This window comes from Citrobacter sp. Colony219, from assembly GCF_019382635.1.
In the GTDB taxonomy this organism is placed as follows: Bacteria; Pseudomonadota; Gammaproteobacteria; order Enterobacterales; family Enterobacteriaceae; genus Citrobacter; species Citrobacter youngae.
Genome location: NZ_CP080033.1, coordinates 966,679 through 982,430, shown reverse-complemented (window position 1 = coordinate 982,430; position 15,752 = coordinate 966,679). Strand labels below are relative to the sequence as shown.

At 54.1% G+C, this 15,752-nt stretch carries 13 protein-coding genes; 10 read left to right on the top strand and 3 right to left on the bottom strand.

The window, feature by feature from the left end; all coding sequences use genetic code 11:
* The first annotated feature begins 39 nt into the window (after window positions 1-39).
* The 4 genes from dnaT to opgB all read left to right on the top strand — a co-directional run bounded on the left by dnaT (window position 40) and on the right by opgB (window position 4,413).
* A complete protein-coding gene (gene dnaT, locus JTI85_RS04270) occupies window positions 40-579 on the top strand; it encodes a primosomal protein DnaT (protein ID WP_061067184.1) in 540 nt (179 codons plus the stop codon).
* Window positions 580-581: 2 nt separating this feature from the next.
* Window positions 582-1,319, top strand: coding sequence for a DNA replication protein DnaC (dnaC, locus tag JTI85_RS04265; protein ID WP_061067183.1), 738 nt, complete (start codon window positions 582-584; stop codon window positions 1,317-1,319).
* Between the two features lie 70 nt (window positions 1,320-1,389).
* Window positions 1,390-1,881 carry a DUF2501 domain-containing protein gene (locus JTI85_RS04260; protein ID WP_048212789.1) on the top strand — a complete coding sequence of 164 codons (492 nt, stop codon included), beginning with the start codon at window positions 1,390-1,392 and terminating at the stop codon, window positions 1,879-1,881.
* Window positions 1,882-2,121: 240 nt separating this feature from the next.
* Window positions 2,122-4,413: a phosphatidylglycerol--membrane-oligosaccharide glycerophosphotransferase gene (opgB, locus tag JTI85_RS04255; protein ID WP_219352163.1), complete on the top strand. Its 2,292-nt coding sequence runs from the start codon at window positions 2,122-2,124 to the stop codon at window positions 4,411-4,413.
* A 43-nt stretch (window positions 4,414-4,456) separates the two neighbouring features.
* Here the strand turns inward: opgB and JTI85_RS04250 are convergent, their stop codons facing one another.
* Both JTI85_RS04250 and JTI85_RS04245 read right to left on the bottom strand, forming a co-directional pair.
* A complete protein-coding gene (locus JTI85_RS04250) occupies window positions 4,457-5,902 on the bottom strand; it encodes a tagaturonate reductase (RefSeq protein ID WP_219352161.1) in 1,446 nt (481 codons plus the stop codon).
* A 13-nt stretch (window positions 5,903-5,915) separates the two neighbouring features.
* A complete protein-coding gene (locus tag JTI85_RS04245) occupies window positions 5,916-6,938 on the bottom strand; it encodes a zinc-binding alcohol dehydrogenase family protein (protein ID WP_200037373.1) in 1,023 nt (340 codons plus the stop codon).
* Window positions 6,939-7,075: 137 nt separating this feature from the next.
* Here JTI85_RS04245 and JTI85_RS04240 point away from each other — a divergent pair, with 137 nt between their 5' ends.
* From JTI85_RS04240 to JTI85_RS04230, 3 genes are all read left to right on the top strand, one after another.
* Window positions 7,076-7,990 (top strand): GntR family transcriptional regulator, encoded by a 915-nt coding sequence (locus JTI85_RS04240; RefSeq protein ID WP_003019148.1) that lies wholly within the window; start codon window positions 7,076-7,078, stop codon window positions 7,988-7,990.
* Between the two features lie 213 nt (window positions 7,991-8,203).
* Window positions 8,204-9,565, top strand: coding sequence for an MFS transporter (locus JTI85_RS04235; protein WP_061067180.1), 1,362 nt, complete (start codon window positions 8,204-8,206; stop codon window positions 9,563-9,565).
* A 52-nt stretch (window positions 9,566-9,617) separates the two neighbouring features.
* Window positions 9,618-10,133, top strand: a complete 516-nt coding sequence (locus JTI85_RS04230; protein WP_137376114.1) for a GNAT family N-acetyltransferase — start codon at window positions 9,618-9,620, stop codon at window positions 10,131-10,133.
* 85 nt (window positions 10,134-10,218) lie between these two features.
* On the opposite strand, the gene tsr is transcribed toward JTI85_RS04230, so the two are convergent.
* Entirely contained in the window at window positions 10,219-11,880 is a 1,662-nt protein-coding gene (gene tsr, locus JTI85_RS04225; protein WP_048212794.1) for a methyl-accepting chemotaxis protein, read from the bottom strand.
* A 355-nt stretch (window positions 11,881-12,235) separates the two neighbouring features.
* Between tsr and btsT the strand changes: the two genes are divergently transcribed.
* The 3 genes from btsT to yjiA all read left to right on the top strand — a co-directional run bounded on the left by btsT (window position 12,236) and on the right by yjiA (window position 15,752).
* The gene (btsT, locus tag JTI85_RS04220; protein ID WP_060855430.1) at window positions 12,236-14,386 is read left to right on the top strand and encodes a pyruvate/proton symporter BtsT; all 2,151 of its coding nucleotides are present in this window, start codon (window positions 12,236-12,238) and stop codon (window positions 14,384-14,386) included.
* A gap of 202 nt (window positions 14,387-14,588) precedes the next feature.
* The gene (locus JTI85_RS04215; RefSeq protein ID WP_003830038.1) at window positions 14,589-14,783 is read left to right on the top strand and encodes a YbdD/YjiX family protein; all 195 of its coding nucleotides are present in this window, start codon (window positions 14,589-14,591) and stop codon (window positions 14,781-14,783) included.
* Between the two features lie 12 nt (window positions 14,784-14,795).
* Window positions 14,796-15,752 (top strand): GTPase, encoded by a 957-nt coding sequence (gene yjiA / locus JTI85_RS04210; RefSeq protein WP_101743000.1) that lies wholly within the window; start codon window positions 14,796-14,798, stop codon window positions 15,750-15,752.

Genomic DNA, 15,752 nt, shown 5'->3' with positions numbered 1-15,752 from the left:
CAGTTCCTTCTCGGTTGTTGTTCAGTATTGAGAAACATTATGCCCTGCAAAATTTTGACGCCGGACGTCACTAGCATTGACGCCTTACTACACGATCACCAAACTGTGCTGGCCAGGTCTGCGGGCGGTGCCGTAGCCGTATTCGCCAACAACGCGCCAGCGTTTTACGCGGTGACGCCTGCACGGCTGGCAGAGTTGCTGGCACTTGAAGAGAAGCTGTCACGCCCGGGAAGCGATGTAACATTAGATGCCCAATTTTATGAAGAGCCGCAAGCGGCCCCGGTTGCCGTGCCAATGGGTAAATTTGCTATGTACGCTGACTGGCAGCCAGATGCTGACTTCCAGCGTCAGGCCGCCTTGTGGGGCGTGGCGTTAAGAGAGCCCGTCACCGCCGAGGAACTGGCTTCATTTGTTGCCTACTGGCAAGCCGAAGGCAAAGTCTTTCACCATATTCAGTGGCAGCAAAAACTGGCGCGCAGCATCCAGATTGGACGGGCCAGCAATGGCGGAATGCCAAAGCGCGATGTGAACAGCGTCAGTGAACCTGACAGCCACATTCCACCGGGTTTTAGAGGATAACGATGAAAAACGTTGGCGACCTGATGAAACGTTTGCAAAAAATGATGCCACCCAATGTTGAGCCAGCCTTCAAAACAGGCGAAGAACTGCTGGCATGGCAAAAAGAGCAAGGTGAAATTCGCGCCGCCGCGCTGGCCCGCGAAAACCGGGCCATGAAAATGCAGCGTACATTCAACCGTTCCGGTATCCGTCCGCTGCATCAGAACTGTTCGTTCGATAACTATCGAGTGGAGTGCGAAGGTCAGATGAATGCCCTGAGCAAAGCTCGCCAGTACGTTGAAGAGTTTGACGGCAACATCGCCAGTTTTATCTTCTCTGGCAAGCCCGGCACGGGTAAAAACCATCTGGCCGCCGCCATCTGCAACGAACTGCTGCTGCGCGGCAAGTCGGTACTGATTATTACCGTCGCCGATATCATGTCGGCGATGAAAGAAACGTTTAGCAATCGTGAAACCAGCGAAGAACAGTTGCTCAACGATCTGAGTAATGTGGATCTGCTGGTGATCGACGAGATCGGCATGCAGACCGAATCCCGCTACGAGAAAGTGATCATCAACCAGATCGTCGATCGCCGTTCGTCGTCTAAACGTCCAACCGGCATGTTAACTAACAGCAATATGGATGAAATGAACAAACTGCTGGGTGAGCGCGTAATGGACCGTATGCGCCTTGGCAATAGCCTGTGGGTTATCTTTAACTGGGAAAGCTACCGTAGTCGGGTAACCGGTAAAGAGTATTAACGTATTAGGACCACTCCTAAGACTGCCAGCGCTATACTGCGCTGAAAAGGCATAACACGAGTTGCATATAATGATGAAAACTACCAAACGTCTGCTGTGCTGTGCGCTTGCCGCCGGCACGCTCATCTCCACCAGCGTTTTTGCCGCCTCCTGGCAGGATTCGCTCTCCAGCGCGGCCAGTGAGCTGAGCAAACAAAGCTCCGGCTCACAAAGCAGCTCATCGCTCTCTTCCCTGACCAGCCTGCTGAATGGCAGCAATCAGTCGTTGACCTCCAGCAGCATGAATAACGCCGCCGGGATCCTGGAATATTGCGCGAAACAGAAGCTGGCCTCAGTCACCGACACGCAAAACGTCAAAAACCAGGTGCTGGATAAACTGGGCCTCAGCGCGCCTGAGCAGAAACAAGACACCAACTATATGGACGGTATTCAGGGTCTGCTCAACGCCAAAGATGGTCAACAGTTGGACCTGAACACCATCGGTAACAGCTCGCTGGCGCAGAAAGTTAAAACCAAGGCCTGCGATCTGGTGTTAAAACAGGGGATGAACTTCATTTCCTGATGCCACAAATGCCGCGCCCGGCCATTTCACCACCGGCGCGGCAGCAATCAATCCCACGAAGATATTTACCTACCACATGCGGAGTGATTGCCCGCAAAAACCCGCATATCTAAACCAATTCTGAATAACAACGTAATTAAATGTCACTACAATTGCAGCAATATAACAACGCTATTACATTGTACTGTCCAGAAATGATTAGCCTGCCAGGCGTGTGCCGGGTTTACTGAGGATCGACCGTTGTCAGAATTCATCTCCATCACTTTGTTTCTCGCTTCAGTGCTGATTTACGCCTGGAAAGCGGGTCGCAACACCTGGTGGTTTGCCGCCACGTTAACGGTGCTGGGGATCTTTATTGTCTTAAACATCACGCTGTATGCCAGTGACTATTTCACGGGTGACGGCATCAACGATGCGGTCCTGTACACCCTGACCAACAGCCTGACCGGCGCGGGGATTGGAAAATATATCCTGCCGGGCGTTGGGATAGCCCTGGCGCTGACCACCGTTTTTGTCACGCTGGGTTGGATACTGCGTCGCCGTCGCCATCATCCGCATCATGTGGGTTACAGTCTGCTGGCCCTGCTGCTGGCGCTGGCTTCTGTTGATGCCAGCCCGGCGTTCCACCAGATAACTGAACTGGTTAAATCCCAGTCACGCGATGGCGATCCCGATTTTGCGGCCTATTACAAAGAGCCATCAAAAACGATCCCCAATCCGAAGCTGAACCTGGTTTATATCTACGGCGAAAGTCTGGAGCGCACCTATTTTAACAACGACGCATTCCCGGATCTGACCCCGGAACTCGGCGCGTTAAAAAATGAAGGTCTGGATTTCAGCAATACCATGCAGCTTCCGGGTACCGATTACACCATCGCCGGGATGGTCGCCTCCCAGTGCGGTATTCCGCTGTTTGCACCATTTGAAGGCAACGCCTCGGCGTCGGTCTCAAGTTTCTTCCCTAACAATATCTGTCTGGGCGATATCCTGAAAAACTCCGGCTATCAGAACTACTTTGTGCAGGGTGCCAACCTGCGCTTTGCCGGCAAAGACGTGTTCCTGAAATCTCACGGCTTTGACCATCTGTACGGTGCACAAGAGTTAAAAAGCGTGGTGGCGGACCCGGCTTATCGTAACGACTGGGGCTTCTACGACGATACCGTGCTGGACGAAGCATGGAAAAAATTCGAAGAGCTTTCGCGCTCGGGCCAGCGTTTTTCACTGTTTACCCTGACCGTGGATACCCATCATCCGGATGGATTTATCTCACGTAGCTGCAACCGTAAACGTTATGACATCGACGGGAAGGCCAACCAGTCGTTCAGCGCGGTCAGCTGCAGCCAGGAAAATATCGCCGAATTTATCAATAAAATCAAAGCATCACCGTGGTTCAAAGACACCGTGATCGTGGTGTCTTCCGATCATCTGGCGATGAACAACACCGCATGGAAGTACCTGAACAAGCAGGATCGCAACAACCTGTTCTTCGTGCTGCGCGGCGACCAGCCACAGCAGGATACGCTGGCGGTGAAGCGTAACACCATGGATAACGGTGCTACCGTACTGGATATTCTCGGCGGCGATAACTTTATCGGCCTTGGACGCAGCAGCCTGTCTAGCGAATCCGTATCGGAAGTGTTCCTGAACATCAAAGAGAAAATGCTGGCGTGGAAGCCCAATATCATCCGTTTGTGGAATTTCCCGAAAGAGATGAAAGCATTCACCATCGATCGGGACAAAGAGATGATCTCTTTCTCAGGGAGCCATTTCCGTCTGCCGCTGCTGCTCCGGGTCTCGGATCAACGCGTCGAACCGCTGCCGGAAAGTGAGTACTCAGCCCCGCTGCGCTTCCAGCTGGCGGATTTCGCCCCACGCGATAACTTCGTCTGGATAGACCGCTGTTACAAAATGGCGCAACTGTGGGCACCAGAACTGGCACTCTCTACCGACTGGTGCGTATCACAGGGGCAACTGGGCGGGCAGCAGATCGTGCAGCATGTCGATAAAACCAACTGGAAAGGGAAGACGACATTTAAAGACACGGTGATCGACATCGAACGCTATAAAGGTAACGTCGATACGCTAAAAATTGTCGATAACGATATTCGCTACAAAGCTGACAGCTTCATTTTCAACGTAGCGGGCGCGCCGGAAGAGGTGAAACAGTTTAGCGGAATTTCACGCCCTGAGTCCTGGGGACGCTGGTCTAACGCCCAGTTGAGTGAAGCAGTCAAAATCGAATACAAAACTCCGCTACCGAAGAAATTCGATCTGGTTATCACCGCGAAAGCTTTTGGTGACAACGCGAATCGCCCTATTCCCGTACGCGTCGGCGGCCAGGAACAAACGCTGGTATTAAGCCTGGAGGTCAGCACGACCACCTTGCATTTTGATAATCCGACGGACGCCAATACGCTGGTGATTGTCCCGCCCGATCCGGTTGCCACTAACGAGGGCAACATTCTCGGCCACTCGCCGCGTAAGCTGGGGATCGGGATGGTTGAAATCAAAGTAGTGGCTGCTCAGGGATAAAAAAAACAGCGCCCAACACCACACCGGGCGCTGCATGGCAACCTTATTCCAGACCGTTCACCGCCTGGCGCATACCCTGCACCAGAATCATCTCCAGGTTAGCCGTCACCTGTCCGGCAAGCCCTGGCCGCAACGTTAAATCTTCACCCCAGTGCGCCGTATCGCCGAGCACGGTATCCACCAGTTCACGCAGCGTTAAATCATTACCTACTCGCGGCCACAGGCTGGCATACAGGCTTACCCACTGTTCATCATCCTGGATCGGATAGCGTTCCCCGTCGCGCTCTGCACTATAAAATGCCAGCAGCGCAGCGAGGGCAAACGTTAACCGCACGGGCCAGCGCCCATTTTGCTCACCCACCAGCAGTTGCGGCAAAATTCGGGTACGAAATTTAGTCATCCCGTTAAGCGCAATGGAAAGCAACTGGTGACGGATGTAAGGGTTCTGAAAACGCCCGCTTACCGCGTCGGCAAATTCATGCAGTTCATCCGCCGGGAGATCCAATGCCGGTATGATTTCCTCGCTAATCGCCTGTTCGACAAAGCGGCGGACATCGGCATCCTGCATCGCCTCACCGACGGTCTCCAGTCCGCACAGCCACGCCACCGGCACCAGCGCCGTATGCGCCCCATTGAGAATAGCGACCTTACGCTCTTTGTACGGTTTGATATCGCTCACCACACGGATATTCAGCGGACATTGCGCCAGCTTCAGCTCCTCTGCCAGCCACTGCGGCCCCTGAATAACAAACAGATAAAAATGCTCCGCGGTATCGAGAAACGCATCGTGATAACCAAGCGTAGCTTCCAGCGCGGCAGCTTCTTCACGCGGGTAGCCGGTGACAATGCGGTCGACCAGCGTGGAACAGAACGTGTTTGCCGTCTCCACCCAGTCGGCAAACGCCGGGGGAAGCTGCCATTCCTGCGCATACTGCAGCACCAGCGTTTTAAGCGCCTCACCGTTATAGTCGATAAGCTCGCACGGGATAATCACCCAGCCCTTATCCACCGCGCCCTCAAAGTGGTTAAAGCGCTCCAGCAGCAGGCGCGTCAGTTTGGCCGGAAAGCTCACCGGCGGCGTATCATCCACGCAGTCTGCCGCGTGATAGCTAATTCCGGCTTCGGTAGTATTTGAAAACACAAAGCGGATATCCGCATTATGCGCCAACGCCAGATACGCCGCGAAGTCCTGATAAGGATTGATTTCGTTATTTACCGAGCGGATCAGCCGCGCCTCGCTTACCGCCTCACCCTGCTCGTTTAACCCGCGAATCAGCGTGGTATACAGCCCGTCCTGGGTATTCAGCGACGGCGGAAAATCGGTATTAATTGGCCGAACGATGGTCACGCCCGCGTTCAGACTGGTATGCTCGTTGAGGATATCCAGTTGCCAGTCGACAAACGCCCGCAGAAAGTTACCTTCTCCAAACTGGATCACGCGCGTTGGGTAGCTGGCTCCCGGAAAATCACATCGATTCAATGTCTTCATCCTGTTTTCCCTCTCAGAACGTGATCACGCCTTTAATCAGTTCACGGTTGTTGATCACATCCCGCTCGTAAATTTCTGCCAGTGTGGCAAATGCGTAACGGTGCGTAAGCATCATGTCGGCGGTCAATTTGCCTTCCGACATCAGGCGGCCCACTTTGGCGAAATCTTCCGGTGTGGCGTTGCGACTGCCCATCATGGTGGTCTCTTTCTTGTGGAACTCAGGGTCTGAGAACTGCAAATCGCCTTTAAACAACCCAACAAAAACGATGCTGCCGCCATGGCGAATCAAATTCACCGTGTTATTCATCGCATGCTGATTCCCCGTGGCATCAATCACCTTTTGCGCCAGCGAACCGCCAAACTGGTTTCGCAGCTGCGTATCAAAATCGTCAGCGGATGGGTCGATAACCGGAAGTCCCAGGCGGGAAACCACATGCTCCCGGCGCGCGGGACTGGTATCGGCAACCACCACCTGTGCGCCATCGGCTTTGGCAATCGCTGCAGCCCCCAGGCCAATCGGACCGGCGCCAACCACAAGCACCTGCTCACCTGGTGCCACCGCCGCCCGGCGTACCGCATGCGCGCTGATGGCATAAGGCTCAATCAGTGCCGCCGCCTGCGGTTCAATCCCCTGCGCATCCAGCAGATTGGTAACCGGAACAGAAAGATATTCACTGAAACCGCCATCCTGATGGACGCCAATCACCGAAATCTTCTCGCAGCAGTTGGTACGCCCGCTCAGGCATGCCGGACACTGCTGGCAGGCCACGTAAGGAATAACCGCCACCTGCTGTCCATTTTTCATATTCTGGATATTTTTGCCCAGCCCAACAATTTCCCCACATATTTCATGACCTAACACTCGTGGGTAACTGAAAAAAGGTTGATTGCCGCCCCAGGCATGAATATCGGTACCACAAATTCCTACCGACTTAATTTTAATGAGTGCTTCACCCTCACCCGGAATAGGTATTTCGCGCTCTTTCCAGACTAATTTTTTAGGTTCCTGGCAAATCAACGTATTCATCGTAGACATGATTCTGCTCTCCTTTTTTTCTGTTGCCTCAGATATCAACGAAAATAAAAAAGCCGGAGAAAGCAGAAACACAATCTGTGAATTCCAGCGCATAAAAATGTTTTAAATCGGGTTTTAATAGCCAAAAAGGAGAAGCCATGAGCCGTTCACAAAACTTACGCCACAACGTGATTAACCAGATAATCGATGATATGGCGCGGGGTCATATCCCTTCCCCACTTCCTTCGCAAAGCGCGCTGGCGGAGATGTACAACATCAGCCGCACCACCGTGCGCCATATGCTGAGCCACTTAGGCGAGTGCGGGGTGCTGACCCAGGTCGGTAGCCACTATGTCATCGTGCGTAAACCTGACCATGACGACGGTTTTGCCTGCACCACCGCCTCCATGACCGAGCAAAACCGGATTTTTGAGCAGGCGTTTTTCACCATGATCAACCAGCGCCAGCTGCGCGCGGGCGAGAGTTTCTCCGAACTGCAGCTTGCCAGAGCCGCGGGGGTAAGCCCGGTAGTGGTACGGGAATATCTTTTAAAATTCGAACGTTACAACCTGATAAAAAACGAAAAACGCGGTCAGTGGAGCATGAAGCAGTTCGATCAGGCCTATGCGGAACAACTGTTTGAACTGCGAGAAATGCTGGAAACCCATTCCCTGCAGCATTTTCTCAATCTGCCCGACGATGACCCACGCTGGCTGCAGGCGAAAACGCTACTCGAGCGCCACCGGATCCTGCGCGACAGCATCGGCAGCAGCTTTCGTATGTTCTCGCAGTTAGACCGCGAGTTTCATGCTTTACTGCTCTCTGCTGCCGATAATATATTTTTCAATCAATCACTTGAAATCATCTCCGTGATTTTCCACTTCCACTATCAATGGGACGAAAGCGACCTTAAGCAGCGCAATATCATTGCCATCGATGAGCATATGACCATCCTCAGCGCACTGATTTGCCGCAGCGACCTGGATGCCACCCTGGCGCTGTGTAACCATTTGAATTCAGCCAAACAATCGATGATTCGCTCCATCAACCAAAGTCATAGCGCAGCACATTAAGTACCGATAAAAAACAGCAAACTATTACCGGGAGCACGATTTTATAAAAATAAAAACGCCGGAAAAATACCTCTTGCCTATGCTCACGCTAAGTCGACTGCATTAAAAAATTTTGTGAGCGGTGATGAGTAAATTGTTTCATCACTGGTATTTTTTCAATACTGCACAGCCCGGCTGTGTGAATAATAAATTATTGAGGTTCAGGAGTCCGGCGTGGAAAAAAATAATATTACCCTCGACCCGAGTTCTTCGTTTGGCACGTCGTCATCTGCGGATATTAATGTTCCGCCTGAAGGCATGGTGCAACGCAGTAGCCGAATAAAACGTATTCAGACCACGGCAATGATTTTATTATTTCTTGCTGCGGTAATTAATTATCTCGACCGCAGTTCTCTGTCGGTCGCTAACTTAACGATTCGTGAAGAACTGGGGCTGAGCGCCACGCAAATCGGCGTGCTGCTGTCGGTTTTTTCTCTCGCTTACGGTATTGCCCAGCTCCCCTGCGGCCCGCTGCTGGATCGCAAAGGTCCGCGCATTATGCTTGGGCTGGGGATGTTCTTCTGGTCGCTGTTTCAGGCGATGTCCGGCATGGTACACAGCTTCACTCAGTTTGTGCTGGTGCGTATCGGGATGGGGATCGGCGAAGCGCCGATGAACCCGTGCGGCGTAAAGGTCATCAACGACTGGTTTAACATCAAAGAGCGCGGTCGCCCGATGGGGTTATTCAACGCCGCTTCCACCATCGGTGTAGCCATTAGCCCGCCGATTCTGGCTGCCATGATGCTGGTAATGGGCTGGCGCTGGATGTTTATTACCATCGGCGTGCTGGGCATTTTCCTCGCCATCGGCTGGTACATGCTGTATCGCAACCGCGAGCAAATTGAGTTGAGCGCCACCGAACAGGCGTACCTGAACGCCGGTAGCGTCAATGCCCGTCGCGATCCCCTGAGCTTTGCCGAATGGCGCAGCCTGTTTCGCAATCGCACGATGTGGGGCATGATGCTGGGCTTTAGCGGCATCAACTACACCGCATGGTTATATCTGGCCTGGCTGCCAGGCTACCTGCAAACCTCCTATAACCTGGATTTAAAAAGCACCGGATTAATGGCAGCGATCCCGTTCCTGTTTGGCGCAGCCGGCATGTTGATCAACGGTTTTGTCACCGACTGGCTGGTGAAAGGCGGTATGGCGCCGATTAAGAGCCGTAAGATTTGTATTATTGCCGGGATGTTCTGTTCTGCGGCCTTCACCTTCGTGGTCCCGCAGGCCACAACGTCGATGGCCGCGGTGTTACTGATCGGCATGGCGCTGTTCTGCATCCACTTCGCCGGAACGTCCTGTTGGGGTCTGATCCATGTTGCGGTGGCTTCACGCATGACCGCCTCCGTGGGAAGCATCCAGAACTTCGCCAGCTTCATCTGCGCGTCATTCGCCCCGATCGTCACCGGATTTATTGTTGATACCACCAACTCTTTCCGTCTGGCGCTGATCATCTGCGGCTGCGTCACCATGGTGGGCGCTCTCGCCTACATCTTCCTGGTGCGCCAGCCCATCAGCGATCCGCGTAAAGATTAATCCTCACAATGCCCGATAACACCGCGCTTATCGGGCATGTTATGCTCGACAAATGAACATCATCTTACGCGCCACCACGCTGGCAGACACTGCCGCGCTTCCCGCCATCGAACGATCGGCGGGGCAACGTTTTTTACAGATCCCGGAACTGGCGTGGATTGCTGACGACCAGATTATATCAGTTGCTCAGCATCAGGCATTTGCCGCCGCTGGCTTGAGCTGGCTGGCGCAGGCCGATGAGCATCCGGTCGGCTTTTTAGTCGCCGAAACGCAGGATTCATCGCTGTTTATTGCGGAACTGTCGCTGCATCAGGCGTTGCAGGGAAAAGGCATTGGCCGCAGATTGCTTGACTATGTTGCCGAACAGGCGCGCGCAAAAGGTTATACGTCGCTTACGCTGACCACCTTCCGCGATGTGCCGTGGAATGCGCCATTGTACGCGCGACTGGGTTTTGAACTGCTGGCTGACGAGACACTTCCTGCAAAGTTGCGCCAGAAAAGAGAAGAGGAAGCGGCGCATGGCCTGGCATATGAATCACGCTGCGCCATGCGCCTGATGTTGCGCTAATTGCCCGATGGCGGCTACGCCTTATCGGGTCGACATAACTTTCCCGTAGGCCGGATAAGCGATAGCGCCATCCGGCATCACAGTCTTAGAACGTTTCCCAGTTATCCCCGGCATCCGCTACCGCGGCTTTACGCGGCTGGACCGTTGAAACCGGTTTAGCGGCCGCAACGTCACGCGCGCGCTGTTGGTCATGCTGAATACGGAACACCGCAACGGCCTGAGTCAAACGGCTGGCCTGTTCTTCCAGCGCTGCTGCTGCGGCGGCGGATTCTTCCACCAGCGAGGCGTTCTGCTGCGTCACGCGATCCATCTCGGCGACGGCCAGACCGACCTGGTCGATCCCGCGGCTCTGCTCGTCAGAAGCGGAGGCGATTTCACCCATGATATCGGTCACGCGGGTCACCGCATTGACGATCTCATCCATGGTTTCACCGGCGCTTTCAACCAGCGTTGAACCGACATCCACGCGGCTGACCGAGTCTTCAATCAGGCTCTTGATCTCGCGCGCGGCCTGCGCACTACGCTGGGCCAGGTTACGTACTTCACCCGCAACCACCGCAAATCCACGGCCCTGCTCGCCCGCACGTGCGGCTTCTACAGCGGCGTTGAGTGCCAGAATGTTGGTCTGGAAGGCAATGCCGTCGATGACGCTAATAATGTCGGCGATTTTCTGCGAACTGGAAGCGATATCACGCATGGTTTGCACCACGTTATCCACCACTTTTCCGCCTTTCTGCGCCGTTTCTGAGGCACTCAGCGCAAGATGGCTGGCCTGACGGGCGTTTTCGGCGTTCTGCTTCACGGTCGCCGTCAGCTGTTCCATGCTGGCCGCGGTTTCTTCCAGAGAAGCCGCCTGTTGCTCAGTGCGTGAAGAGAGATCGTTGTTACCCATGGCAATCTCGCTGGCACCGCTATAGATAGCGTTAGCACCATTACGCACATCACCCACGGTGTTCATCAGTTCACCCTGCATATGACGCAGGCTTTCTGCCAGTTGCCCAATCTCGTTGGACCCTTCTACATCAATGCGCTTTACCAGATCGCCGCTGGCGATATGGCGAATGCTGTCAATCAGACGGTTCATCGGAGAGATAAGAGAAAGTTTGATACCGAACCAGACCGCAACAATCGCCGCCAGCACGGTAATCAGCACGCACGCCAGTACCCACATCGCCTGGCTGTAAGAGCTGTTGTTATCTTCAACCGCAATGTCATACAGACGGTCATTCTGCTGCATGTAATTGACATACTGCTTCTCAAAACCATCCTGATAGCTTTGCGTCGGTTGATCAAAGAATGCGTTGATCTTCCCTTCACCCAACAGTTGGATCAGCTCCGCCAGCGCACCATGATAGATGTCATAGGTGCGGTTGATCTCCTGGAAAGCGGCTTCACTTTGACGCGGGTCACGCGGGAGAGATTCATAAACCGCCCAGTTTTTTTCCGTCAGTTTCAGCGCCGTGCTCGCTACCTGCATCAGTTCAGCAACGGTCGCACCGCTGCCGATATTGTTCTGATCCATCATGTAGCGAATACCCGCCCGGTTAAGGGTGTTTCGCGTTTGCAGCAGTTCAACCCAGGTGGCATTCAGCGCAGACTGCTGCTGGCGAATGGTTTGCAGAACGGTAAAGTTCTCTTTGTCATTCTTCAGTGAGTTAAAGAACAACCCGCCCGAGGCCAGTTGTAAAACGCCAAATAGCGCCAATACCAGCAGTAAGCTGGTAACAATCTTCATTCGTTTTAACATGTTTTCTCTTTCCGCTAGACAGATGTCAGAATTTTCGGCCTGGAAAGGGAAAACTTTATGGAATTCGTGCTAACTGAATCGATCTCAGCATCGACGATTCGTCGATCCCCGCAGTCAGCCCAGGATCTAAAGGCGTTTATCAGTGATCTCAATCACATAATTATCCCCACTCACCGGCACCAGGAACCGCTCACTGACACTTGGGACCGCTTAAGCTGACATACAACCACTCACTTATTTACCTTACTTTACGCGCGTAACTCTCTGGCAAGATCCTCCCAACATAGCAGTCAACTTATCTCCTCAAACACACAATCAACCCCCCAGCGGCCTCGGCCAATTATTAGGTTTTACTATGGATACGAAAAAGATATTCAAGCACATACCCTGGGTCATTCTCGGAATCATCGGTGCATTCTGCCTCTCGGTAGTGGCATTACGTCGGGGTGAACACATCAGCGCCCTGTGGATCGTGGTCGCCTCTGTCTCCGTTTATCTGGTGGCCTATCGTTACTACAGTCTCTACATCGCCCAAAAGGTGATGAAACTTGACCCGACGCGCGCCACGCCGGCGGTCATCAACAATGATGGTCTGAACTACGTTCCAACCAACCGTAACGTATTGTTTGGTCACCACTTTGCCGCTATCGCAGGTGCGGGTCCGCTGGTTGGGCCGGTACTGGCCGCGCAGATGGGCTACCTGCCCGGTACGCTGTGGCTGCTGGCTGGCGTAGTGTTGGCCGGTGCGGTGCAGGACTTCATGGTGCTGTTTATCTCTTCTCGCCGTAACGGCGCCTCTCTGGGTGAGATGATCAAAGAAGAGATGGGCCCGGTGCCGGGAACCATTGCGCTGTTTGGCTGCTTCTTAATCATGATCATCATCCTCGCGGTACTGGCACTGATCGTGGTGAAAGCACTGGCTGAAAGCCCGTGGGGTGTGTTCACCGTCTGCTCAACCGTACCTATCGCGCTGTTCATGGGGATCTACATGCGATTCCTGCGCCCAGGACGCGTGGGCGAAGTGTCGGTGATTGGTATTGTGTTGCTGGTTGCCTCCATCTACTTCGGCGGCGTGATTGCGCACGACCCGTACTGGGGCCCGGCGCTGACCTTTAAAGACACCACCATTACCTTTACCCTGATCGGTTACGCGTTTATCTCTGCGCTGCTGCCGGTATGGCTGATCCTCGCCCCGCGCGACTATCTGGCGACCTTCCTGAAAATCGGCGTTATCGTCGGTCTGGCGGTGGGGATTGTTATTCTCAACCCGGAACTGAAAATGCCAGCAATGACCCAGTACGTTGATGGTACTGGCCCGCTGTGGAAAGGCGCACTGTTCCCGTTCCTGTTCATCACCATCGCGTGTGGTGCGGTATCTGGCTTCCACGCGCTGATCGCTTCCGGTACTACACCGAAGCTGCTGGCCTGTGAAACCGACGCACGTTTCATTGGTTACGGCGCGATGCTGATGGAATCCTTCGTGGCGATTATGGCGCTGGTTGCAGCCTCCATCATCGAACCGGGTCTGTACTTCGCAATGAACACCCCGCCTGCGGGCCTTGGCATCACCATGCCGAACCTGCATGAAATGAGCGGTGAGAACGCGCCGCTGATTATGGCGCAGTTGAAAGACGTTACCGCACACGCAGCGGCAACCGTCAGCTCCTGGGGCTTTGTGATTTCGCCTGAGCAGATCCTGCAAACCGCGAAAGACATCGGCGAGCCGTCCGTTCTGAACCGCGCAGGTGGCGCACCGACGCTGGCTGTGGGTATCGCCCACGTGTTCCACAAAGTGCTGCCGATGGCTGACATGGGCTTCTGGTACCACTTCGGTATCCTGTTCGAAGCACTGTTCATCCTGACCGCACTGGATGCAGGTACCCGTTCTGGCCGCTTTATGCTGCAGGATTTACTGGGTAACTTCGTCCCATTCCTGAAGAAAACCGACTCCCTGGTTGCTGGCGTCGTGGGTACTGCGGGCTGCGTAGGTCTGTGGGGTTACCTGCTGTATCAAGGCGTGGTTGACCCGCTGGGCGGCGTGAAGAGCCTGTGGCCGCTGTTCGGTATCTCTAACCAGATGCTGGCTGCCGTGGCGCTGGTTCTGGGCACCGTGGTACTGGTTAAAATGCAGCGCACCAAATACATCTGGGTTACCGTTGTTCCGGCAGTATGGCTGCTTATCTGCACCACCTGGGCGCTGGGTCTGAAACTGTTCAGTACCAACCCGCAGATGGAAGGCTTCTTCTTCATGGCGAATCAGTACAAAGAGAAGATTGCTAACGGCGGCGAACTGACCGCACAGCAGATTGCCAATATGAACCATATTGTCATCAACAACTACACCAACGCAGGCCTGAGTATTCTGTTCCTGGTGGTAGTGTACAGCATCATTTTCTACGGGTTCCGTACCTGGCAGAAAGCCCGCACCATCAACGGTCGCTCTGATAAAGAAACACCGTATGTACCGGTGCCAGAAGGCGGCGTGAAAACTTCTTCACATCACTAACCTGAAGCCGGGTGGCGCGCTGCGCTCCCGGCCTACATCACTTAGTACCGCAGGCGTAATTGGCGCAGTCAGTTTGGCCGCGGACAGCGCGCAGCAACCGGAGCGTACACGCTGTACGTGAGGATTGCGAGCACTGCCCGCGGTCAAAATGGCAAGTGAAATAGCCTGCATCTACGAGCTCAACATATATCCGGGGCGTTTTATGTTTGGTACTTTAGGTCAGGCAAAAAAGTATCTCGGTCAGGCGGCAAAGATGCTGATTGGCATTCCGGACTACGACAACTACGTCGAGCACATGAAGACCAACCATCCCGATAAGCCGTACATGACCTACGAAGAATTCTTCCGCGAGCGCCAGGAAGCCCGCTACGGTAGCGGCGGAAGCAGTTGCTGTTAGAAGGAGAAGTGAATGACCCCGATTGCAGTTACCCTACTCACCGGTTTTCTTGGCGCGGGTAAAACCACCCTGCTGCGCCATATTCTTAACGAGCAGCACGGTTACAAGATTGCCGTTATCGAAAACGAATTCGGCGAAGTCTCAGTGGACGATCAGCTGATTGGCGATCGCGCAACACAGATCAAAACCCTGACCAACGGCTGTATTTGCTGTACCCGTTCGAGCGAACTGGAAGACGCGCTGCTCGATCTGCTCGACAACCTCGACAAAGGCGCGATCAATTTCGACCGTCTGGTGATCGAATGCACCGGCATGGCCGATCCCGGCCCGATTATTCAGACCTTTTTCTCCCATGAAGTAATTTGCGAACGCTACCTGCTGGACGGCGTAATTGCGCTGGTTGACGCAGTGCATGCCGACGAACAGATGAACCAGTTCACCATCGCTCAGTCGCAGGTGGGCTATGCCGACCGAATTCTGCTGACCAAAACCGATGTGGCAGGCGAAAGCGAAAAACTGCGAGAGCGCCTGGCGCGCATCAACGCCCGCGCCCCGGTGTATACCGTCACGCATGGCGATATAGATCTCTCGCTGCTGTTCGACACCAACGGTTTCATGCTGGAAGAGAACGTGGTCAGCGCCAAACCGCGCTTCCACTTTATCGCCGACAAGCAGAACGATATCTCCTCGATCGTCGTCGAACTGGATTACCCGGTGAACATCAGCGACGTATCCCGGGTGATGGAAAACCTGCTGCTGGAATCCGCCGAGAAACTGCTGCGCTACAAAGGTATGCTGTGGATTGAAGGCGAACCAAACCGCCTGCTGTTCCAGGGCGTCCAGCGCCTGTACAGCGCCGACTGGGACCGCCCGTGGGGCGACGAACAACCGTACAGCCAACTGGTGTTTATCGGCATTAACCTGCCGGAAGACGAGATCAGAGCGGCGTTTGCGGGGTTGAAGAAGTAA

What these genes read in the sequence shown, in the direction of transcription:
- dnaT (WP_061067184.1), top strand. Translation starts at nt 40, where the DNA reads ATGCCCTGCAAAATTTTGACGCCGGACGTCACTAGCATTGACGCCTTA.
- JTI85_RS04230 (WP_137376114.1), top strand. Translation starts at nt 9,618, where the DNA reads ATGAACATCATCTTACGCGCCACCACGCTGGCAGACACTGCCGCGCTT.
- JTI85_RS04240 (WP_003019148.1), top strand. Translation starts at nt 7,076, where the DNA reads ATGAGCCGTTCACAAAACTTACGCCACAACGTGATTAACCAGATAATC.
- JTI85_RS04260 (WP_048212789.1), top strand. Translation starts at nt 1,390, where the DNA reads ATGATGAAAACTACCAAACGTCTGCTGTGCTGTGCGCTTGCCGCCGGC.
- JTI85_RS04245 (WP_200037373.1), bottom strand. Translation starts at nt 6,938, where the DNA reads ATGTCTACGATGAATACGTTGATTTGCCAGGAACCTAAAAAATTAGTC.
- JTI85_RS04250 (WP_219352161.1), bottom strand. Translation starts at nt 5,902, where the DNA reads ATGAAGACATTGAATCGATGTGATTTTCCGGGAGCCAGCTACCCAACG.
- JTI85_RS04215 (WP_003830038.1), top strand. Translation starts at nt 14,589, where the DNA reads ATGTTTGGTACTTTAGGTCAGGCAAAAAAGTATCTCGGTCAGGCGGCA.
- tsr (WP_048212794.1), bottom strand. Translation starts at nt 11,880, where the DNA reads ATGTTAAAACGAATGAAGATTGTTACCAGCTTACTGCTGGTATTGGCG.
- btsT (WP_060855430.1), top strand. Translation starts at nt 12,236, where the DNA reads ATGGATACGAAAAAGATATTCAAGCACATACCCTGGGTCATTCTCGGA.
- dnaC (WP_061067183.1), top strand. Translation starts at nt 582, where the DNA reads ATGAAAAACGTTGGCGACCTGATGAAACGTTTGCAAAAAATGATGCCA.
- yjiA (WP_101743000.1), top strand. Translation starts at nt 14,796, where the DNA reads ATGACCCCGATTGCAGTTACCCTACTCACCGGTTTTCTTGGCGCGGGT.